Source organism: Vibrio sp. L5-1 (genome assembly GCF_021728315.1).
Classification (GTDB): Bacteria; Pseudomonadota; Gammaproteobacteria; order Enterobacterales; family Vibrionaceae; genus Vibrio; species Vibrio splendidus_K.
This window is the reverse complement of the sequence record NZ_JAKKCQ010000006.1, coordinates 167,158-188,889: the sequence shown is the minus strand read 5'-3', so window position 1 is coordinate 188,889 and position 21,732 is coordinate 167,158. Positions and strand designations below refer to the sequence as shown.

Genomic DNA, 21,732 nt, shown 5'->3' with positions numbered 1-21,732 from the left:
CTAACGAAGGACGAAAGTGTAGGAGAAGTACGTGAAGCATTGGTTTAAGAAAAGTGCATGGTTATTGGCAGGAAGCTTAATCTGCACACCCGCAGCCATCGCGAGTGATTTTAGTGCCAGCTTTAAAGGCACTGATATTCAAGAGTTTATTAATATTGTTGGTCGTAACCTAGAGAAGACGATCATCGTTGACCCTTCGGTGCGCGGAAAAATCGATGTACGCAGCTACGACGTACTCAATGAAGAGCAATATTACAGCTTCTTCCTAAACGTATTGGAAGTGTATGGCTACGCGGTTGTCGAAATGGACTCGGGTGTTCTTAAGATCATCAAGGCCAAGGATTCGAAAACATCGGCAATTCCAGTCGTTGGAGACAGTGATACGATCAAAGGCGACAACGTGGTGACACGTGTTGTAACGGTTCGTAATGTTTCAGTACGTGAACTTTCTCCTCTGCTTCGTCAACTAAACGACAATGCAGGCGCGGGTAACGTTGTGCACTACGACCCAGCCAACATCATCCTTATTACAGGCCGAGCGGCGGTAGTAAACCGTTTAGCTGAAATCATCAAGCGCGTTGACCAAGCGGGTGATAAAGAGATTGAAGTCGTTGAGCTAAAGAATGCCTCTGCGGCAGAAATGGTACGTATCGTTGATGCGTTAAGCAAAACCACAGATGCTAAAAACACACCTGCTTTCCTACAACCTAAATTAGTTGCTGATGAGCGTACCAATGCGATTCTTATCTCAGGCGACCCTAAGGTGCGTAGCCGTTTAAGAAGGCTGATTGAACAGCTTGATGTTGAAATGGCAACCAAGGGCAATAATCAAGTTATTTACCTTAAATACGCAAAAGCCGAAGATTTAGTCGATGTACTGAAAGGCGTGTCGGACAACCTGCAATCAGAGAAGCAAACATCAACCAAAGGCAGTTCATCGCAACGCAACCAAGTGATGATCTCCGCTCACAGCGACACCAACTCTCTGGTTATTACCGCTCAGCCGGACATCATGAATGCGCTACAAGACGTGATCGCACAGCTGGATATTCGTCGTGCTCAAGTATTGATTGAAGCACTGATTGTCGAAATGGCTGAAGGTGACGGCGTTAACCTTGGTGTGCAATGGGGTAACCTTGAAACGGGTGCCATGATTCAGTACAGCAACACTGGCGCTTCCATTGGTGGTGTGATGGTTGGCCTAGAAGAAGCAAAAGATTCAACAACAACCAAAGCTGTTTATGATGAAAATAATAACTTCTTACGTAATGAAACCACTACAGAAGAAGGTGATTATTCTACATTGGCTTCTGCTCTTTCTGGCGTTAATGGCGCGGCAATGAGCGTAGTGATGGGTGACTGGACCGCCTTGATCAGTGCAGTCGCGACCGATTCAAATTCAAATATCCTATCTTCTCCAAGTATCACCGTAATGGATAACGGCGAAGCGTCGTTCATTGTGGGCGAAGAGGTGCCTGTTTTAACTGGCTCGACCGCAGGTTCAAGTAACGACAACCCATTCCAAACGGTTGAACGTAAAGAAGTGGGTATCAAGCTTAAAGTGGTGCCACAAATCAACGAAGGTGACTCGGTTCAACTGCAAATAGAACAAGAAGTATCGAACGTATTAGGCGCCAATGGTGCGGTTGATGTGCGTTTTGCTAAGCGACAGCTAAATACATCAGTGATTGTTCAAGACGGTCAAATGCTGGTGCTTGGTGGCTTGATTGATGAACGCGCATTGGAAAGTGAATCGAAGGTGCCGTTCTTGGGTGATATCCCAGTGCTTGGACACTTGTTCAAATCAACCAGTACTCAGGTTGAGAAAAAGAACCTAATGGTCTTCATCAAACCAACCATTATTCGTGATGGTATGACAGCTGATGGTATCACGCAGCGTAAATACAACTTCATCCGTGCTGAGCAGCTGTATAAGGCTGAGCAAGGGCTGAAATTAATGGCAGATGATAACATCCCGGTATTGCCTAAATTTGGTGCCGACATGAATCACCCGGCTGAAATTCAAGCCTTCATCGATCAAATGGAACAAGAATAATGGCTGAATTGGTAGGGGCGGCAAGTACTTATCAGCGCTTGCCGTTTAGCTTTGCGAATCGCTATAAGATGGTGTTGGAGTATCAACATCCAGAGCGCGCACCGATACTTTATTATGTTGAGCCACTGAAATCGGCGGCGATCATTGAAGTGAGTCGTGTTGTGAAAAATGGTTTCACGCCACAAGCGATTACTCTCGATGAGTTTGATAAAAAACTGACCGATGCTTATCAGCGTGACTCGTCGGAAGCTCGTCAGCTAATGGAAGACATTGGTGCTGATAGTGATGATTTCTTCTCACTAGCGGAAGAACTGCCTCAAGACGAAGACTTACTTGAATCAGAAGACGACGCGCCAATCATCAAGTTAATCAATGCGATGCTGGGTGAGGCGATCAAGGAAGGTGCTTCGGATATTCATATCGAAACCTTTGAAAAGTCACTTTGTATCCGTTTCCGAGTTGATGGTGTGCTGCGTGATGTTCTAGCGCCAAGCCGTAAACTGGCTCCGCTATTGGTTTCACGTGTCAAGGTTATGGCTAAACTGGATATTGCAGAAAAACGCGTGCCACAAGATGGCCGTATCTCTCTGCGTATTGGTGGCCGAGCGGTTGATGTTCGTGTTTCAACCATGCCTTCTTCGCACGGTGAGCGTGTGGTAATGCGTCTGTTGGACAAAAACGCCACTCGTCTAGACTTGCACAGTTTAGGTATGACAGCAGAAAACCATGAAAACTTCCGTAAGCTGATTCAGCGCCCACACGGCATTATCTTGGTGACCGGCCCGACAGGTTCAGGTAAATCGACGACCTTGTACGCTGGTCTGCAAGAACTCAACAGCAATGAACGAAACATTTTAACCGTTGAAGACCCGATCGAATTCGATATTGATGGCATTGGTCAAACACAAGTGAACCCTAAGGTTGATATGACCTTTGCGCGAGGCTTACGTGCCATTCTTCGTCAAGATCCTGATGTGGTTATGATTGGTGAGATCCGTGATTTGGAGACCGCTGAGATCGCTGTTCAAGCTTCTTTAACGGGTCACTTAGTTATGTCGACTCTGCATACCAATACTGCCGTCGGTGCGATTACACGTCTGCGTGATATGGGCATTGAACCTTTCTTGATCTCTTCTTCATTGCTGGGTGTTTTGGCTCAGCGCTTGGTTCGTACTTTATGTAACGAATGTAAAGAACCTTATGAAGCCGATAAAGAGCAGAAGAAACTGTTTGGGTTGAAGAAGAAAGAAAGCCTGACGCTTTACCATGCCAAAGGTTGTGAAGAGTGTGGCCATAAGGGTTATCGAGGTCGTACTGGTATTCATGAGCTGTTGATGATTGATGACTCAGTACAAGAGCTGATTCACAGTGAAGCGGGTGAGCAGGCGATTGATAAAGCAATTCGTGGCACAACACCAAGTATTCGAGATGATGGCTTGAGCAAAGTTCTGAAAGGGGTAACGTCCCTAGAAGAAGTGATGCGCGTGACCAAGGAAGTCTAGTATGGCGGCATTTGAATACAAAGCACTGGATGCCAAAGGCAAAAGTAAAAAAGGCTCAATTGAAGCAGATAATGCTCGTCAGGCTCGCCAAAGAATCAAAGAACTTGGCTTGATGCCGGTTGAGATGACCGAGGCTAAAGCAAAAACAGCAAAAGGTGCTCAGCCATCGACCAGCTTTAAACGCGGCATCAGTACGCCCGATCTTGCGCTTATTACTCGTCAAATATCCACGCTCGTTCAATCTGGTATGCCGTTGGAAGAGTGCTTGAAAGCCGTTGCCGAACAGTCTGAAAAACCTCGTATTCGCACCATGCTACTCGCGGTGAGATCTAAGGTGACTGAAGGTTATTCGTTAGCAGACAGCTTGTCTGATTATCCCCATATCTTCGATGAGCTATTCAGAGCCATGGTTGCTGCTGGTGAGAAGTCAGGACACCTCGATGCGGTATTGGAACGATTGGCTGACTACGCAGAAAACCGTCAGAAGATGCGTTCTAAGTTGCTGCAAGCGATGATCTACCCAATCGTGCTGGTGGTGTTTGCGGTGACGATTGTGTCGTTCCTACTGGCTACGGTAGTGCCTAAGATCGTTGAGCCTATTATCCAAATGGGACAAGAGCTCCCTCAGTCGACACAATTTTTATTAGCATCGAGTGAATTTATCCAGAATTGGGGCATCCAATTACTGGTGTTGACCATTGGTGTGATTGTGTTGGTTAAGACTGCGCTGAAAAAGCCGGGCGTTCGCATGAGCTGGGATCGCAAATTATTGAGCATCCCGTTGATCGGCAAGATAGCGAAAGGGATCAACACCTCTCGCTTTGCACGAACACTTTCTATCTGTACCTCTAGTGCGATTCCTATCCTTGAAGGGATGAAGGTCGCGGTAGATGTGATGTCGAATCATCACGTGAAACAACAAGTATTACAGGCATCAGATAGCGTTAGAGAAGGGGCAAGCCTGCGTAAAGCGCTTGATCAAACCAAACTCTTTCCCCCGATGATGCTGCATATGATCGCCAGTGGTGAACAGAGTGGCCAATTGGAACAGATGCTGACAAGAGCGGCAGATAACCAGGATCAAAGCTTTGAATCGACGGTCAATATCGCGTTAGGCATTTTTACCCCAGCGCTTATTGCGTTGATGGCTGGCTTAGTGCTGTTTATCGTGATGGCGACGCTGATGCCAATGCTTGAAATGAACAATTTAATGAGTGGTTAACCTGCTGCTCATCAGACGTTAGTTTTTGGATTATCGAGAAGAAGGACATCATTCCCCTTAACTCGCTATCTGTAATTTGGAGAAAATAATGAAAAATAAAATGAAAAAACAGTCAGGCTTTACCCTATTAGAAGTCATGGTTGTTGTCGTTATCCTTGGTGTTCTAGCAAGTTTTGTTGTACCTAACCTGTTGGGTAACAAAGAGAAGGCGGATCAACAAAAAGCCATCACTGATATCGTGGCGCTAGAGAACGCGCTCGACATGTACAAACTGGATAACAGCGTTTACCCAACAACAGATCAAGGCCTTGACGGGTTGGTGACAAAGCCAAGCAGCCCTGAGCCTCGTAACTACCGTGATGGTGGTTACATCAAGCGTCTACCTAATGACCCATGGGGCAATGAGTACCAATACCTAAGTCCTGGCGATAACGGCACAATTGATATCTTCACTCTTGGCGCAGATGGTCAAGAAGGTGGTGAAGGTATTGCTGCGGATATCGGCAATTGGAACATGCAGGATTTCCAATAGGCTTCGGCTTGTTGTCGCTTGATAAGTTCCTGTTGTTTGATTCGTTATTGTCGCTTGATACGTTATTGATGGTAGTACGCAAAAAAATGGAGTCTACAAGGTGAAAACTAAGCAAACACAGCCAGGTTTCACCTTGATTGAGATTCTTTTGGTGTTGGTATTACTGTCAGTATCGGCGGTCGCGGTGATCTCGACCATCCCTACCAATAGCAAAGATGTTGCTAAAAAATACGCTCAAAGCTTTTATCAGCGAATTCAGCTACTCAATGAAGAGGCTATTTTGAGTGGCTTAGATTTTGGTGTTCGTGTTGATGAAAAAAAATCGACTTACGTTCTGATGACTTTGAAGTCTGATGGCTGGCAAGAAACTGAGTTCGAAAAGATCCCTTCTTCAACTGAATTACCGGAAGAACTGGCACTGTCGCTGACATTAGGTGGTGGCGCGTGGGAAGACGATGATCGTCTTTTTAATCCGGGAAGCTTATTTGATGAAGACATGTTTGCGGATCTGGAAGAGGAAAAGAAGCCCAAGCCACCACAGGTTTACATCTTGTCGAGTGCTGAAATGACGCCATTTGTACTGTCGTTTTACCCAAACACGGGTGACACTATACAAGATGGTTGGCGCATTCGAGTATTGGATAATGGTGAGATTCGACTGCTAGAGCCGGGAGAAGAAGATGAAGAAGAATAACCGTTCTCCTTATCGTTCTCGTGGTATGCCTCTTGGTTCTCGAGGAATGACTCTGCTTGAAGTATTGGTTGCGCTGGCTATCTTCGCTACGGCGGCGATCAGTGTGATTCGTGCCGTCACCCAGCACATCAATACGCTCAGTTATCTCGAAGAAAAAACCTTCGCGGCGATGGTCGTTGATAATCAAATGGCTCTAGTCATGCTACATCCTGAGAAGCTTAAAAAAGCGCAGGGCACGCAAGAGTTAGCGGGAAGAGAGTGGTTCTGGAAGATTACCCCTATCGATACCAGCGATGATTTATTAAAGGCGTTTGATGTGAGTGCGGCAACCAGTAAGAAAGCGTCTCCAGTCGTTACGGTGCGCAGTTATGTGGTCAATTAAAGGCGTGTGGTCAACTAAAAGCGTGTCGCTAAGTAAGAGCATGTCGGCAAATAAGCGTACGTCGCGTAAACAAGGTCTATCTTCCAAAGGGAGAGGCTTTACCTTAATTGAAGTTTTGGTCTCGATCGCTATCTTTGCCACGTTAAGCATGGCGGCTTATCAGGTGGTTAATCAGGTACAGCGAAGCAACGAGATCTCTATTGAGCGCAGTGCTCGTTTGAACCAACTGCAACGCAGTTTAGTCATTTTAGATAATGATTTTCGCCAGATGGCGGTGCGAAAATTTCGTACCAACGGTGAAGAAGCATCATCTAAGCTGATCTTAATGAAAGAGTATTTATTGGATTCTGACAGTGTAGGCATCATGTTTACTCGCCTAGGTTGGCACAACCCGCAGCAGCAGTTTCCTCGCGGAGAAGTAACGAAAGTTGGCTACCGCATCAAAGAAGAAACACTTGAGCGTGTATGGTGGCGTTACCCCGATACGCCTGCAGGCCAAGAAGGTGTGATTACCCCTCTGCTTGATGATGTTGAAAGCTTTGAAATCGAGTTTTATGACGGAAGCCGCTGGGGGAAAGAGTGGCAAACCGATAAGTCCCTGCCGAAAGCGGTAAGGCTCAAGCTAACCTTGAAAGATTATGGTGAGATAGAGCGTGTTTATCTCACTCCAGGTGGCACCCTAGATCAGGCCGATGGTTCTTCAAGTAATGACTCTTCAGGTAGTAGTGAGGGGAATAATGACTCGTCGAACTAACAAGCGTATAGCAACAAGGTCAGCCTTGGGACGCAAACAGCGTGGTGTCGCGCTGATCATTATTTTGATGCTATTGGCGATCATGGCCACCATTGCTGGCAGCATGTCTGAACGTTTATTTACCCAATTCAAGCGTGTTGGTAATCAATTGAATTACCAACAGGCCTACTGGTATAGCATTGGTGTGGAAGCGCTTGTGCAAGACGGTATTAGGCAAAGTTACAAAGACAGTGATACCGTGAACCTAAGCCAACCATGGGCGTTAGAAGAGCAGGTATACCCATTGGATTATGGCCAAGTTAAGGGCCGCATTGTTGATGCTCAGGCATGTTTTAATCTTAATGCCTTAGCCGGAGTGGCGACCACTTCAAGTAACCAGGTTCCTTATTTAATCACGGTTTGGCAAACCCTATTGGAAAACCAAGACGTTGAGCCTTATCAGGCTGAGGTTATCGCAAATTCAACGTGGGAATTTGTTGATGCGGATACACGAACCACCTCTTCGTCTGGCGTAGAAGACAGCACCTATGAAGCGATGAAGCCCTCTTATTTAGCGGCGAATGGCTTAATGGCCGATGAATCGGAGCTACGAGCGGTTTATCAGGTCACTGGTGAAGTGATGAATAAGGTTCGCCCATTTGTTTGTGCTCTGCCAACCGATGATTTCCGTTTGAACGTGAATACACTCACGGAAAAGCAAGCGCCTTTATTGGAAGCGATGTTTGCGCCAGGCTTAAGTGAATCGGATGCCAAACAGCTGATAGATAAACGCCCATTTGATGGTTGGGATACGGTAGATGCATTTATGGCTGAACCTGCCATTGTTGGTGTAAGTGCCGAAGTTAGCAAAAAAGCGAAAGCATATTTAACTGTAGATAGCGCCTATTTTGAGCTAGATGCAGAGGTATTAGTTGAGCAGTCACGTGTACGTATACGGACGCTTTTCTATAGTAGTAATCGAGAAACAGTGACGGTAGTACGCCGTCGTTTTGGAGGAATCAGTGAGCGAGTTTCTGACCGTTCGACTGAGTAGCGAACCACAAAGCCCTGTGCAGTGGTTAGTTTGGTCGACAAGCCAACAAGAAGTGATAGCAAGCGGTGAACTGTCTAGCTGGGAACAGCTTGACGAGTTAACGCCTTACGCTGAAAAGCGCAGCTGTATCGCTTTATTGCCGGGAAGTGAATGCTTAATTAAGCGTGTTGAGATCCCGAAAGGTGCTGCTCGCCAGTTTGATTCTATGCTGCCGTTCTTATTAGAAGACGAAGTCGCACAAGATATCGAAGACTTACACCTGACCATTTTGGATAAAGATGCCACTCACGCTACCGTGTGTGGTGTGGATCGTGAATGGTTAAAACAAGCTTTAAACCTGTTTCGCGAAGCCAATATAATCTTCCGTAAGGTGCTACCAGATACACTCGCCGTGCCTTTTGAAGAACAAGGCATCAGTGCATTACAGATCGACCAACATTGGTTATTGCGCCAAGGTCACTCTCAACGTCAAGGTAACTATCAAGCCGTATCAATCAGCGAAGCATGGCTACCGATGTTCTTGCAAAGTGATTGGATTGGCGCCAATGAGGAAGAGCAAGCGACGACTATCTTCAGCTATACCGCGATGCCGAGCGACGACGTTCAACAGCAGAGCGGTCTCGAGTGGCAAGCCAAGCCTGCGGAATTGGTGATGTCTTTATTGAGTCAGCAAGCGATCACAAGCGGCGTAAATTTACTGACTGGCACCTTTAAAACCAAATCTTCATTCAGTAAATATTGGCGTGTTTGGCAGAAAGTGGCGATTGCTGCTTGTTTACTGGTGGCCGTGATTGTGACTCAACAAGTGTTGAAGGTTCAGCAATACGAAGCGCAAGCACAAGCCTACCGCATGGAGAGTGAGCGCATCTTTAGAGCGGTGCTGCCTGGCAAACAACGCATTCCTACCGTGAGTTACCTCAAGCGTCAGATGAACGACGAAGCCAAGAAATACGGTGGTTCAGGCGAAGGTGATTCCTTACTTGGTTGGTTAGCTTTGCTGCCTGAAACCTTAGGGCAAGTGAAGACGATCGAAGTTGAAAGCATTCGCTACGATGGCAACCGTTCTGAGGTTCGACTGCAGGCTAAAAGTTCTGACTTCCAACACTTTGAGACCGCAAGGGTGAAACTCGAAGAGAAGTTTGTCGTTGAGCAAGGGCCATTGAACCGCAATGGCGATGCCGTATTTGGCAGTTTTACTCTTAAACCCCATCAATAACCTGCGTAAGGAGATCAGTGATGAGAAATATGATTGAACCACTCCAGGCGTGGTGGACTTCAATAAGTCAAAGAGAGCAACGATTAGTCATTGGTTGTTCTATTTTATTGATACTGGGTGTTGTCTATTGGGGATTAATACAACCACTTAGCCAACGAGCCGAGCTCGCACAAAGCCGCATTCAAAGTGAGAAGCAACTTCTGGCTTGGGTAACCGACAAAGCCAATCAAGTGGTTGAGCTACGAGGCAGTGGTGGCATCAGTGCGAGCCAGCCTTTGAACCAATCTGTGCCTGCTTCTATGCGCCGTTTTAACATCGAGCTGATACGCGTGCAACCACGTGGTGAGATGCTGCAAGTGTGGATTAAGCCTGTGCCCTTTAATAAGTTCGTTGACTGGCTGACATACCTGAAAGAAAAGCAGGGTGTTGAGGTTGAGTTTATGGATATTGATCGCTCTGATAGCCCTGGGGTTATTGAGATCAACCGACTACAGTTTAAACGAGGTTAATGTGAAACGCGGTTTATCTTTCAAATATGGCCTGCTATTCAGCGTCATTTTTATCGTTTTTTTCTCGGTAAGCTTGTTGCTGCATTTGCCTGCCGCTTTTGCTCTCAAGCATGCACCCGTCGTGCGTGGTTTAAGCATTGAAGGTGTTGAGGGTACAGTTTGGCAAGGTCGCGCTAACAATATTGCGTGGCAGCGTGTCAATTATGGCTCAGTGCAGTGGGACTTCCAGTTCTCGAAACTATTCCAAGCCAAAGCAGAACTGGCGGTTCGCTTTGGCCGTAACAGCGACATGAACTTATCAGGTAAAGGACGTGTCGGATATAGCATGAGTGGTGCTTACGCGGAAAACTTAGTGGCATCAATGCCAGCCAGCAACGTGATGAAATATGCGCCAGCTATCCCAGTGCCTGTGTCTATTGCAGGGCAAGTTGAACTGACGATCAAACATGCGGTTCATGCTCCGCCTTGGTGCCAATCGGGCGAAGGTACGCTTGCTTGGTCTGGTGCAGCAGTCGACTCTCCTGTTGGCTCGTTAGACCTTGGTCCTGTGATTGCGGACATAACCTGTGAAGACAACACAATTGCAGCCAAAGGCATTCAGAAGAGCGAGCAAGTGGACAGTGAGTTTTCCGCGAGCGTAACGCCTAACCAACGCTACACCTCGGCAGCATGGTTTAAGCCAGGCGCTGAATTCCCGCCAGCAATGCAGAGTCAGCTTAAGTGGTTGGGCAACCCTGATAGCCAAGGTAAATACCAATTTACTTATCAAGGCCGCTTTTAGCCCGGTATCTACTTCTGAGCTAGTATCTGTTGGTTAGTACATTTGACGATCAAATCGCAAGATATAAAAATGGGCACCTCACTGAGGTGCCCATTTTGTTTGTTCTGAGAATCTAGAGGATATCTGACGGTTAAAGAGAGCAAACTCGCCTAATCTTTACTCTGAAGTATCTCTGACCAAGGTAAGTCTGCATCACCAAGAACAATGAAATTCGGGTTTTCTAGTGTCTCACGTTCGTTATAGGAAAGCGGCTCGAGTTGAGTGCTTAGGATTCGTCCTCCCGCTTCTTCAACAATACATTGCGTTGCTGCGGTATCCCACTCTCCGGTTGGTCCAATACGTAGATAACAGTCCACAGCACCTTCTGCGACTAAACATGCTTTAAGCGCTGCTGAACCTAGAGGAACCAAGTCGTAGTTCCAAGCAGAGCTCATACGGTTAGTGATGCGATTGATGTCTTGGCGACGGCTGATTGCCATCGCGATCGACTGGTTTGGCAGCTCGTGACGATGCGTTTTGATTTTTACACTGTTATTGAGGTCTGGGATCTTCCAAGCGCCTTTGCCACTGTAAGCGTAATAGCTCACACCTGAAACAGGCGCGTACACGACGCCCATTACCGGCTTGTTATGCTCAATTAAGGCGATGATTGTTGCAAAGTCGCCACTTCTTGCGATGAACTCTTGCGTGCCATCGAGTGGGTCAACCAACCAGTAGCGATCCCATTGAGAGCGTTGCTCTAGGCTGATGTCGGCGTCTTCTTCGGATAATACGGGAATATCAGGCGTCAATTCACTGAGTTTTTTTAATATCAGCTTATGTGCTGCAAGATCGGCACTGGTTACTGGAGTGTCATCACTCTTAGTGAACTCTTCGTAATCCTTTTTCTCGTAAATCTCTAAGATGAGTTGGCCTGCAGAGCGAGCAATCTCAATGATAGAGGGTAGGAGGTGAGACAAATCTTTTGTTATTGGCATAAATATTCTCTTACTCTTCGAGCGAGCCTGAATGTTCTAATTATTGTTTAATACACGAAGGGCTAATAGTAGGGCTGTAATACTGCGAGCCTCACAGAAGTCGAGATGCGTTAACAGTTCTTCGGCTTGAGCAAGTGGCCAGCGCACAATGTCTAGTGGCTCTGGCTCATCACCTTCTAGTTTTTCTGGGTAGAGTTCTTCTGCGATAAACAGTGTCATTTTGCTAGAGAAATAAGAGGGTGCAAGGATTACTTCTTTTAGAGGAGTAAGCTTGTTGGCACCAAAGCCAATTTCTTCTTTTAGTTCACGAACGGCGGCTTGATTGGGCTGCTCACCGGGATCAATTAGCCCTTTTGGGAAGCCGAGTTCATAGCGCTCTGTGCCTGCTGCGTATTCACGAACTAACAGAATATCGCCTTGTTCAGTAATCGGAACCATCATTACTGCGTTGCGACCGCTGGGCTTCATGCGTTCGTAAGTGCGCTCTTCACCGTTTGAAAAGCGTAAATCGAGAGACTCGATAGAGAATAGTTTTGATTGAGCGACAGTTTGTTGAGCCAAAATTTCTGGCTTGGTCCTTTTTGTCATTGCGCTCGCTCCTTAGCTCATTGGAATTCTTTCTTATAAAGTCATTCTAATATAGGGGAAATAGAGTTGAGTTCCTAGATCCGAGTTTTCATATCCTGGAATTATTGGATCAGGAACCGATTGCGATCACTTGAATACCTTACTGCAAATGGTAACGCGCCCGTCATTATTGGTATTGAACGATAAATAGACGGTTCGGAAGTGCTCTGCTGTTTTAAACATAAAAAAAGGTTGATGCTTGCGCATCAACCTTTTGATTGAATCTTTAACTTTCTACTGGCTAAGACTTCATGAGTACCTAATCATGAAGTACCTAGCCGTAAAGTGATTAGTAGTAAGAGTGCTCACCGCGATCGTGCTCAGTTGCATCACGAACGGCCGTCAATTCACCTTCGAATTGTTGAAGAAGTTCTTTCTCGATGCCTTCTTTAAGCGTTACGTCAACCATAGAACAACCGTTACAACCGCCGCCGAATGCAACGATAGCTGCGCCTTCTTCAGTGATCTCTACTAGGCTAACGTGACCGCCGTGGCCAGCAAGCTGTGGGTTCACTTGTGTTTGGATTGCATACTCAACACGCTCTATCAGAGTTGCGTCGTCTGATACTTTACGCATTTTAGCGTTTGGCGCTTTTAGCGTGAGTTGAGAGCCCATTTTGTCAGTTACGAAGTCAATCTCAGCTTCGTCTAGGAATGGTAGGCTTAGCTCATCAACGTATGCCGAGAATGCGTCGAAAGAAAGCTTAGTGTCAGACGCTTCGATAGCATCTGTTGGGCAGTAAGAAACACCACACTCAGCGTTTTGTGTGCCTGGGTTTACCACGAACACACGAATGTTTGTACCTTCAGGCTGCTGTGACAGCAGATTGGCAAAGTGAGTTTGAGCTGTTTCTGTAATAGTAATATTTGACACGACGAATACCTGAGTAAATTTGTAGGTTATTAGCGCCATTCTACTCCTGTCAGATTTGTAATTCAGCCCTTTTTTGTTGGATTGCTGTACAAGTAGCGATTCACAGCTTTTATCCAGAGGGCTCAGGAGTGCGGCAGATGCAGTAAATATCAATCCTTTTCACGCCCACTTCAAGTAGTAATTGGCATAATTGATACACTGTACTGCCTGTGGTTACAACATCATCAATTATCGCGACGTGAGAAGGGACAGTTCCTTGAAAGTCTTGTTTTCGAAGCGTAAAAGCACTCTTTAGATTGTGTAATCGTGCGGATTTAGTTAGCCCTTGCTGAGAAGCGGTTGAGCGAATTCGACGGAACAGCACCTCATCTTTAACGCCAAGTTCTTGAGCTGTGTAATTAGCGAGCAGCTGACTTTGATTAAAGCCACGATGAATATATCGACGCCAATGCAGAGGTACGCTGGTGATCAGCGGAGCAGGATGCTCGATACGTGAAGCCAATAACTTTGATAGATCACGTGCAAACCAAAACTTATCGGCGTACTTCATTTGTTGAATGTAACGTGCTGTTGGAAAGGTGTAGTCCCCAACGCAATAGAGACGATGCCAAGGTGGAGGTTGAGATAAGCACTGACCACATTGCTCGACGGTAGTTAGGGTTTTTAAGCCACACTGCTGGCAACGCGGCACTGGCTCGAAGAGATTAAGGCAATCATTACACCATCGCGGATGATCATCATGAGAGGATTTATCCAATTTACATAGGTGACATTGAGGTGTGACCAGCCGTGGTGTGTGTTTTTGTAGCCAATCAGATAACATAGCTCGAGATGCTTTTGGGTTATGGTGTTCCTTTTACTCACCATACTGAAAAGCACAGATAATCGCCGATGAAAAAAGTAGGGAATATTGAGAATGAGTGACGCGTTGTATTGGCATGTTTCTGGGCAAGGGCCTGATTTAGTTCTGGTTCACGGTTGGGGTATGAATGGTGCCGTATGGCAGCAAACGGTTACTGCTTTAGAAGCTGACTTCCGAGTGCATGTTGTCGATCTTCCAGGGTATGGACACAGCGCGCACTGCCACGCTCAAGATCTGGAAGAGATTGCTCAGCAACTATTGGTCGACGCGCCCAAGCAAGCGATTTGGGTGGGTTGGTCACTCGGTGGGTTGGTCGCGACGCACATGGCTCTCCATCACTCCGATTACGTGAGCAAACTGGTGACTGTCGCCAGTTCCCCTAAGTTCGCTGCCGCAAAAGAACCCGTATTATGGCGAGGTATTCAGCCAAACGTATTAAGCGCATTCACAGAACAGTTGGTTGAAGATTTTCAAACCACCATCGAACGTTTTATGGCATTGCAAGCCATGGGCAGCCCTTCTGCAAGACAAGATGTCAAACAGCTCAAGCAAGCGGTGCTGTCTCGTCCGCTACCGAATCCTGATTCTTTGTTAGCGGGTTTGAAAATGCTGTCAGACGTTGACCTCCGTGAACAATTACCGCAGATCTCTGTGCCTATGCTGCGTTTATACGGTCGATTAGATGGGCTTGTGCCAATCAAGGTTGCAAAAGACTTGGGCAACGCCTTACCTCATACCGAACAATACATCTTCACTCAGTCTTCACATGCGCCTTTTATGACTGAAGCAGATGCCTTTTGCAGTGAGCTGGTCAGCTTCGCGCAAAAATAATCGCTAAATTTATCGCTGGCTTGGTCGATATATAACCTAATACCAATCACAGTAAGTAAGTGTTCAAAAATAGCGTAGGAAAAAGGCTTGAGAACAAGGCTGAGCTTTTTGATAAGTAGTTATTCTACAATCAAAAGTTCTAACGCCGTTATCGAGCATTTTAACAAGCTAGGATGAGCAGTTATTTACTACGATTGGTATAACACCAAGGCGTTGCATGATACTCAGACCTCACTCTCTCCAGAGTGGATTGCGATAAGTTGGGCTATGCCTGTTGTGCTGACTCACAGTACAACAGCGTTGTAGCAATAACGATGGGCGATTCTTGAGGAGAGTTCGCGATGATTGTGTCACCTGCAACTGCAGTGAGTGTGCCACTGATCGCTCCATCCGTTAATGTGCAAACAGAGCAAGTTGCGCGTGATAATAGAGTTCGAGAACCTGTCGCTCCCGCCGTAGCATTGGCGAAAACCAATGCAGAGCGAAAGGTAAAGCCGGACGATAAGCGAAGGCAGCAGTCGGCTTGGGATCCTTCAGACCATCCTGGTTATGAAATGGAGAACGAGTCAGAGGCCAATTCGATTAGCCAAGAAGAGCCTCAAGATCCTTTTGATAGGTTGTTCAGCTTATTGGCACTGAGAACATACAGTGCCGATCAAGGAAAAGGCTATACCATGCGTTTCCGCCTGCCAAAGCATGTTTTAGATGCGGCGATTCAAGAGGGACAGATGGAGAAGCGACGTAAGGTCATAAAATATCATTATGGTCATGCTGTTGCGCCTCATGCTCCATCAGGAATGCTGGTCGTGTTATAAATCGAAAACTTATGACCCAACCAAACTTCGATGTCTTTTTTGAACACATAATAAAAAAACCTGCATACCCTAAGGGATGCAGGTTTTCTGTTTTTACAGGCTATTTATTTCGCGACACGCAGTCGTTTCATTGACCTATTATTTCTTCGCTTTAGCAAAGGCAGCGGCAAAAGCACCACCCATCGCCGCGTTTTGTTGCGGTTCTTCACGGCGGCGTTGTCCACCTTGCGAATTTTGATTCGGGCGGTTTTGCGTGCGAGGTGCACTTGAACGTTGTGCGCGGTTGTCTTGGCCGGGTTCATCTTTCATACGCATGCTTAGCGCAATACGTTTGCGTTGAACATCGACTTCCATCACCTTCACTTTGACGATTTCCCCCGTTTTCACGACTTCATGAGGATCAGAGACAAAACGATCGGTTAGCGCTGAAATGTGCACCAAGCCGTCTTGGTGAACACCAATGTCAACGAAGGCGCCAAAGTTGGCTACGTTTGAAACTACACCTTCTAAGATCATGCCGGGTTCTAGGTCAGACATGCTATTTACGCCATCGGCGAAGGTTGCTGTCTTGAATTCAGGACGAGGATCTCGACCCGGCTTATCCAGCTCTTTGATGATGTCGGTTACCGTAGGTACACCGAAGTTCTCATTGGTGTAATCAACCGCATGTAAACCACGTAAGAAGTCTGTATTACCCACCAGAGACTTGATGTCTTTGTGGTTTTTCTCGGCGATGGTTTTCACCAATGGGTAAGCTTCTGGGTGAACTGAAGATGCGTCTAGTGGATTCTTACCATCCATAATTCTCAGGAAACCCGCACACTGTTCAAAGGCTTTTGGCCCTAAACGAGCGACTTTTTTGAGTGTTGTACGCGCTTCGAAGCGACCGTTTTCATCACGGAAGTCCACGATGTTCTGAGCGATGGTGGTAGAAAGGCCGGCTACACGAGTTAACAGGGCGGCAGAGGCCGTATTCACATCAACACCAACCGCGTTTACACAGTCTTCGACAATCGCATCTAGGCGCTTAGCGAGCATAGTTTGGCTCACGTCGTGTTGGTATTGGCCTACACCGATCGATTTAGGGTCAATCTTCACCAGCTCTGCCAATGGATCTTGCAGACGACGAGCAATAGACACCGCACCACGAATCGATACATCCATGTTTGGGAATTCTTTCGCTGCTAACTCAGACGCGGAATAAACTGATGCGCCCGCTTCGCTGACAATAATCTTTTGTGCTGTTAGGTTGCCACGCTTAATCACATCAGCCACGAAGCTGTCGGTTTCGCGTGAAGCTGTGCCGTTACCAATCGCAATCAGGTCAACGTTGAACTGACGAACCATCTGTTCAACAATATGAGCTGACTTGTCGTATTGCTTTTGCGGTGGGTGAGGGTAAATAGTCTCTGTCGCTAGAACTTTACCGGTTGAGTCCACAACAGCGATTTTCGAACCGGTGCGTAAACCCGGATCCAAGCCCAAGGTTGCACGAGGGCCAGCCGGTGCCGCCATCAACAAGTCTTTAAGGTTGGTTGCGAACACTTCAATCGCTTCGATTTCACCGCGTTCTTTCATCGCGCCCATCAACTCAGTTTCCATGTGCATAGAAACCTTGATACGCCATGCCCAGCTAATCACTTGCTTACGCCATGCATCTGCAGGTGCGCTGCTCAGGGTTATACCGTAGTGATCAGAGATGATGTTTTCGCAGTAAGAACCACGGACACCTTCTTCTTGTTCAGGGTCAGCATTCATCGCTAGCGTTAGGAAGCCTTCATTACGGCCTCGTAGCATGGCAAGTGCGCGGTGAGAAGGCACTTTGTTGAGTGTTTCGTTGTGTTCGAAATAGTCTTTGAACTTCTCACCAGTTTGCTCTTTGCCTGTCACGACACGTGAAATGAGCTCAGAGTTACGTGTTAGATGTTGGCGAATCTTTTCAAGTAGGTTTGCGTCTTCTGCAATGCGCTCCATCACGATCGCACGAGCACCATCGAGCGCGGCTTTAGTATCAGCAATGCCTTTATCGCTGCTGATGAAGTTAGCGGCTTCGGTTTCAGGATCGTGCTGTGGCTCATTCCAAAGTGTATCGGCAAGTGGCTCTAAGCCTGCTTCGATTGCGATCTGACCTTTGGTACGACGCTTTGGTTTGTATGGCAGATATAAATCTTCTAGGCGCGTCTTGCTGTCGGCTTGAGTGATATCACGTTCCAGTTCTGGCGTGAGCTTGCCTTGGTCTTGAATCGACTTGAGGATCGTTTGGCGACGATCGTCGAGCTCGCGAAGGTATGAAAGGCGACTATCAAGGTTACGTAGTTGGGTATCGTCTAAGCCACCCGTGACTTCTTTACGGTAGCGGGCAATAAAGGGAACGGTGTTACCGTCGTCAATTAGGTTTACTGCGGCGGTGACTTGCTCTGAACGAACATTCAGTTCTTCAGCAATCAGTCGACAGATAGCTTGGCTCATCCGATGAATCTCTTATTTAATATCATGACAAATACATGGGGGTGAGCGTACGCTTTTTCTAGCTTTGGCTGTGTAATTATCCTGTCAGAAGTCGAATTTCCGTTTGTGATATCCGCTTTGTGCGAGATCTCTCACACGTGATGTAAGCCTAAGTCACCTTAAACCTGTCAACATGTCTTAATTTAACTGTAAGTTGTTGATTTTTAATGGCGTGATGTTTGAGGGCGTATTTCTCTCTCGAAATGTTTTTTGGGACTATCTAGGAAACTCGCCCAAATACCGTAATATTTAATTTGTCGACAGGGAGTTGGCAGGAACAGGAAAAAGCCTAATGGACTAGGTATCTTCAGGATGAAGATTTGATTACTTAGGATGAGTGGTCAGCAAGGAAGTAATAATCTCTGGATGAGATTCGCCAGTCAGGATGACAGGCTAGAATGGACACCGCTAGGATGGCGATGAACAAAAAGGAAATTGGTTAAAGGATTTAGCCACTATCAAGGACAGATGCAGGGAGCACCTTATCTCGAAGAGATAAACAGTAGCCGGATTGCTGCGATAGAGACTTAACCCCGTCAGGCGAAAGCCTAGCGGGGTTTTCTTTTATCTGGAGTTTGGGTTTGTCTGCTCGACCTGTGATGGCCGGTTAATCACGCTAAGCCATAAGGCAAGGCATAAGCTATAAGCCAAGGCATAAAGCATAAACTTTACGCGTCGTCTGCGTAGCGAATCGAGTTAATGAACCACTCTTTATCGCCTTCCGGTGTGGTTACCGTAAACTCATCATCCACTTCTTTCTTGAGCAGAGCTCTAGCCATTGGCGAGTCGATAGAGATATAACCTTTCGCATCACCGTAGATCTCTTCAGGGCCGACAATACGAAACTTCTTCATTTCCCCATCATCATTCTCAATTTCCACCCAAGCACCGAAAAATACCTTACCTTCTTGTTGCGGTGAGTAATCAACGATAGTCACATCAGGTAGGAATTTTCTTAAGAAACGGACTCGGCGATCAATCTGACGAAGCAAACGCTTATTGAAGGTGTAATCTGCGTTTTCTGATCGATCTCCAAGGCTTGCAGCCCAAGTGACTATTTTGGTTATTTCTGGGCGCTTCTCGTGCCATAAGTGGTCATGTTCTGCTTTGAGCTTGTTATAACCTTCGCGGGTGATAAGTTTGGTTTTCATAAATCTGACTTAATGAAATGATGATCTAAGATAGAATATATAGAAAGGCAACATACGTTAACAATTATTTAGGCGACTTTTTCCCCAATAATGTTACATTTTTAATGTCTTATACCAATATACAATTTACCAAGAATGCTTAACCTCAGGTTTAAGCTTTAATAGGTGGAACCATTACATGCAAGAAAACTACAAAATTTTAGTGGTCGATGACGATGCTCGTCTACGTGCATTGCTAGAACGCTATCTGTCAGAGCAAGGCTTTCAAGTGCGTAGCGTGGCAAACAGTGAGCAGATGGACCGCCTGTTAACCCGTGAAAATTTTCACTTGATGGTATTGGATTTAATGTTGCCGGGCGAAGATGGTCTTTCGATCTGTCGTCGTCTAAGAAACGCAAACAACTCGCTACCTATCCTTATGCTGACGGCAAAGGGTGATGAAGTGGATCGCATTGTGGGCTTGGAAGTGGGTGCGGATGATTACCTGCCAAAACCATTTAACCCGCGCGAACTACTAGCGCGTATCAAAGCGGTAATGCGTCGCCAAGTGATTGAAGCGCCGGGCGCACCAAGCACAGAAGAATCTGTGGTTGCATTTGGTGAGTTCCGCTTGAACCTAGGTACACGTGAAATGTTCCGCGGTGAAGAGCCAATGCCTCTGACCTCAGGTGAATTTGCGGTACTTAAGTCATTGGTGACGAATGCTCGTGAGCCAATGTCTCGCGATAAGCTGATGAACATGGCACGTGGCCGTGAGTATTCAGCAATGGAACGTTCTATCGATGTTCAGATTTCACGTCTGCGTCGTCTAGTGGAAGAAGACCCAAGTAAGCCTCGTTACATCCAAACGGTGTGGGGCTTGGGTTACGTATTCGTTCCAGATGGTAAAGCAGTTTAAGCCGGCTTTGTAAGCTCTATACTAGCTTCATCAGTTCTGTGAATCAGAATTCTATATTTACGGGTCATCTCATTAACATGTGATGGCCCGTTTTGTATTCAGCACTATGGTTAACAGCTATAGTTTCCATTATATCCCTTTATCATCCCTCACTTTAGGTCTTCTATGCGCATACGTAGCTCCTTTACTCAGTCGATAGTGCTCTTTTTAACCCTGTTGGTCGCTAGCCAAATCTTTTCTTATTACGCGGTGTTTAACTATGCATTGATGCCGAGTTTGCAGCAGTTTAATAAGATTCTGGCTCACGAGCTAAACCTCGTATTGGATCAAGGCAGTGATATCGAGATTGATGCACCACTACGTCAACGTGTGCTTGAGCAGCTAGGAGTGACGGTTCACGCCAAGGACAGCGAAGCTGCGGGTGAGTATTACCATGCAGTAGCAATCGACCTGATGAGTGAGGAGATGACCAAAGAGTTGGGCTCTGAAACCGAAGTACGGCTGATTCTAGGCAAAGAGAGCTACGTGTTGTGGATGGACATCGCACAGCTGCCTAACTCCTTGATTCGTATTCCTCTGTCTGAGCTGCAAGAAGAAGACTTTGCGCCTCTGTTCCGTAACAGCCTGATCATGGCGATGTTGATTGTCGCGGGTGGCTGGCTGTTCATTCGCTTGCAAAACCGGCCTTTGATAGCGCTAGAGAAAGCCGCCCAAGGTGTGGGGCGTGGTGATATTCCACCACCGCTACCAGTACAAGGTGCGCAAGAGATCCGCTCGGTAACTCGAGCCTTTAATCAGATGTCGAAAGGTATCCAAGAACTCGAAGAAGACCGCGCTTTGTTGATGGCAGGTATCAGTCATGATTTACGTACTCCGTTAACGCGTATTCGCTTAGCGACCGAGATGATGTCGCCAGAAGATAGCTATTTAGCGGAAGGGATTATCAGTGATACCGAAGAGTGTAATGAGATCATCAGCCAGTTTATGGATTACCTAAAGCCCGTTGATCGAGATTCATTCCAAGAGGTATTTGTCGATGATATTGCCCGAGAAGTTTCTAGCTCTGAAGGTGGCTACGAGGTACAAATTGAAACCGATATACCAGATTCGATGAAGCCTGCACTAGGGAACCCGATCGCGATGAAGCGTGCCGTGAGTAACTTGGTGGTGAATGCGCTGCGCTATGGCAATGGTTGGGTCAAGGTATCGACTGGCATGACGGCCGATAATAAACTGGCTTGGGTGACCGTTGAAGATAATGGCCCGGGGATCCCGCAAGACCAAGTCGGTAAGTTGTTTGAACCGTTCACGCGTGGTGACACCGCTCGTGGCAGTGAAGGTACCGGCTTAGGCTTGGCGATTGTGAAACGTATTGTCAGCCAGCACCAAGGTGCTGTTGTGGTTAATAACCGCAGTGAGGGCGGGTTAAAAGCGCAGATCAGTTTCCCTGTGAAGCCTTAAATACTATTGGGAGAGAGATCCTCGCTATTGCTTGATGAGAGTAACGC

21 protein-coding genes are annotated in these 21,732 nt (G+C 46.6%); 15 read left to right on the top strand and 6 right to left on the bottom strand.

The window, feature by feature from the left end:
- The first annotated feature begins 31 nt into the window (after positions 1-31).
- The 11 genes from gspD (at position 32) to L3V35_RS19785 (ending at position 10,681) form a co-directional block, all read left to right on the top strand.
- Complete coding sequence (gene gspD, locus L3V35_RS19835; RefSeq protein WP_017091443.1) at positions 32-2,056, top strand: type II secretion system secretin GspD; 2,025 nt, start codon at positions 32-34, stop codon at positions 2,054-2,056.
- Entirely contained in the window at positions 2,056-3,558 is a 1,503-nt protein-coding gene (gspE, locus tag L3V35_RS19830; protein WP_237300529.1) for a type II secretion system ATPase GspE, read from the top strand. Before gspD ends, gspE begins: the two co-directional genes overlap by 1 nt.
- 1 nt (position 3,559) lies before the next feature.
- On the top strand, positions 3,560-4,780 hold the full coding sequence (gene gspF, locus L3V35_RS19825; RefSeq protein ID WP_004735600.1) for a type II secretion system inner membrane protein GspF: 1,221 nt from the start codon (positions 3,560-3,562) through the stop codon (positions 4,778-4,780).
- Positions 4,781-4,868: 88 nt separating this feature from the next.
- A complete protein-coding gene (gene gspG, locus L3V35_RS19820) occupies positions 4,869-5,312 on the top strand; it encodes a type II secretion system major pseudopilin GspG (RefSeq protein ID WP_004735601.1) in 444 nt (147 codons plus the stop codon).
- 100 nt (positions 5,313-5,412) lie between these two features.
- On the top strand, positions 5,413-6,006 hold the full coding sequence (gene gspH / locus L3V35_RS19815; protein ID WP_017079328.1) for a type II secretion system minor pseudopilin GspH: 594 nt from the start codon (positions 5,413-5,415) through the stop codon (positions 6,004-6,006).
- Positions 5,993-6,388, top strand: a complete 396-nt coding sequence (gene gspI / locus L3V35_RS19810; protein ID WP_017086958.1) for a type II secretion system minor pseudopilin GspI — start codon at positions 5,993-5,995, stop codon at positions 6,386-6,388. The genes gspH and gspI overlap by 14 nt, the downstream gene beginning before the upstream one ends.
- Positions 6,375-7,142: a type II secretion system minor pseudopilin GspJ gene (gene gspJ, locus L3V35_RS19805; protein ID WP_237300528.1), complete on the top strand. Its 768-nt coding sequence runs from the start codon at positions 6,375-6,377 to the stop codon at positions 7,140-7,142. Before gspI ends, gspJ begins: the two co-directional genes overlap by 14 nt.
- A complete protein-coding gene (gene gspK / locus L3V35_RS19800; RefSeq protein ID WP_054547989.1) occupies positions 7,126-8,175 on the top strand; it encodes a type II secretion system minor pseudopilin GspK in 1,050 nt (349 codons plus the stop codon). The genes gspJ and gspK overlap by 17 nt, the downstream gene beginning before the upstream one ends.
- The gene (gene gspL / locus L3V35_RS19795) at positions 8,144-9,391 is read left to right on the top strand and encodes a type II secretion system protein GspL (protein WP_237300527.1); all 1,248 of its coding nucleotides are present in this window, start codon (positions 8,144-8,146) and stop codon (positions 9,389-9,391) included. Before gspK ends, gspL begins: the two co-directional genes overlap by 32 nt.
- A gap of 20 nt (positions 9,392-9,411) precedes the next feature.
- A complete protein-coding gene (locus tag L3V35_RS19790; RefSeq protein ID WP_017081685.1) occupies positions 9,412-9,900 on the top strand; it encodes a type II secretion system protein M in 489 nt (162 codons plus the stop codon).
- Position 9,901: 1 nt separating this feature from the next.
- Entirely contained in the window at positions 9,902-10,681 is a 780-nt protein-coding gene (locus L3V35_RS19785; RefSeq protein ID WP_237300526.1) for a type II secretion system protein N, read from the top strand.
- A gap of 149 nt (positions 10,682-10,830) precedes the next feature.
- Here the strand turns inward: L3V35_RS19785 and cysQ are convergent, their stop codons facing one another.
- The 4 genes from cysQ to L3V35_RS25560 form a co-directional block, all read right to left on the bottom strand.
- Positions 10,831-11,658: a 3'(2'),5'-bisphosphate nucleotidase CysQ gene (gene cysQ, locus L3V35_RS19780; protein ID WP_237300525.1), complete on the bottom strand. Its 828-nt coding sequence runs from the start codon at positions 11,656-11,658 to the stop codon at positions 10,831-10,833.
- Between the two features lie 36 nt (positions 11,659-11,694).
- Complete coding sequence (gene nudE, locus L3V35_RS19775; protein WP_017094150.1) at positions 11,695-12,246, bottom strand: ADP compounds hydrolase NudE; 552 nt, start codon at positions 12,244-12,246, stop codon at positions 11,695-11,697.
- A 328-nt stretch (positions 12,247-12,574) separates the two neighbouring features.
- On the bottom strand, positions 12,575-13,159 hold the full coding sequence (gene nfuA, locus L3V35_RS19770) for a Fe-S biogenesis protein NfuA (RefSeq protein WP_004735612.1): 585 nt from the start codon (positions 13,157-13,159) through the stop codon (positions 12,575-12,577).
- Positions 13,160-13,268: 109 nt separating this feature from the next.
- Entirely contained in the window at positions 13,269-13,982 is a 714-nt protein-coding gene (locus tag L3V35_RS25560; protein WP_186437183.1) for a ComF family protein, read from the bottom strand.
- A 93-nt stretch (positions 13,983-14,075) separates the two neighbouring features.
- On the opposite strand from L3V35_RS25560, the gene bioH reads away from it, so the two are divergent.
- On the top strand, positions 14,076-14,852 hold the full coding sequence (bioH, locus tag L3V35_RS19760; RefSeq protein ID WP_054547984.1) for a pimeloyl-ACP methyl ester esterase BioH: 777 nt from the start codon (positions 14,076-14,078) through the stop codon (positions 14,850-14,852).
- Positions 14,853-15,193: 341 nt separating this feature from the next.
- A complete protein-coding gene (locus L3V35_RS19755) occupies positions 15,194-15,667 on the top strand; it encodes a hypothetical protein (RefSeq protein ID WP_004735616.1) in 474 nt (157 codons plus the stop codon).
- A 138-nt stretch (positions 15,668-15,805) separates the two neighbouring features.
- Here the strand turns inward: L3V35_RS19755 and L3V35_RS19750 are convergent, their stop codons facing one another.
- Together L3V35_RS19750 and greB are read right to left on the bottom strand one after the other, a co-directional pair.
- Positions 15,806-18,136, bottom strand: coding sequence for a Tex family protein (locus tag L3V35_RS19750; RefSeq protein ID WP_054547983.1), 2,331 nt, complete (start codon positions 18,134-18,136; stop codon positions 15,806-15,808).
- Between the two features lie 707 nt (positions 18,137-18,843).
- Positions 18,844-19,326, bottom strand: coding sequence for a transcription elongation factor GreB (gene greB / locus L3V35_RS19745; protein WP_017079316.1), 483 nt, complete (start codon positions 19,324-19,326; stop codon positions 18,844-18,846).
- Between the two features lie 178 nt (positions 19,327-19,504).
- On the opposite strand from greB, the gene ompR reads away from it, so the two are divergent.
- Together ompR and envZ are read left to right on the top strand one after the other, a co-directional pair.
- Positions 19,505-20,224 (top strand): two-component system response regulator OmpR, encoded by a 720-nt coding sequence (gene ompR / locus L3V35_RS19740; protein WP_004735642.1) that lies wholly within the window; start codon positions 19,505-19,507, stop codon positions 20,222-20,224.
- A 165-nt stretch (positions 20,225-20,389) separates the two neighbouring features.
- Positions 20,390-21,685 (top strand): two-component system sensor histidine kinase EnvZ, encoded by a 1,296-nt coding sequence (gene envZ / locus L3V35_RS19735; protein ID WP_237300524.1) that lies wholly within the window; start codon positions 20,390-20,392, stop codon positions 21,683-21,685.
- Positions 21,686-21,732: the final 47 nt, after the last annotated feature.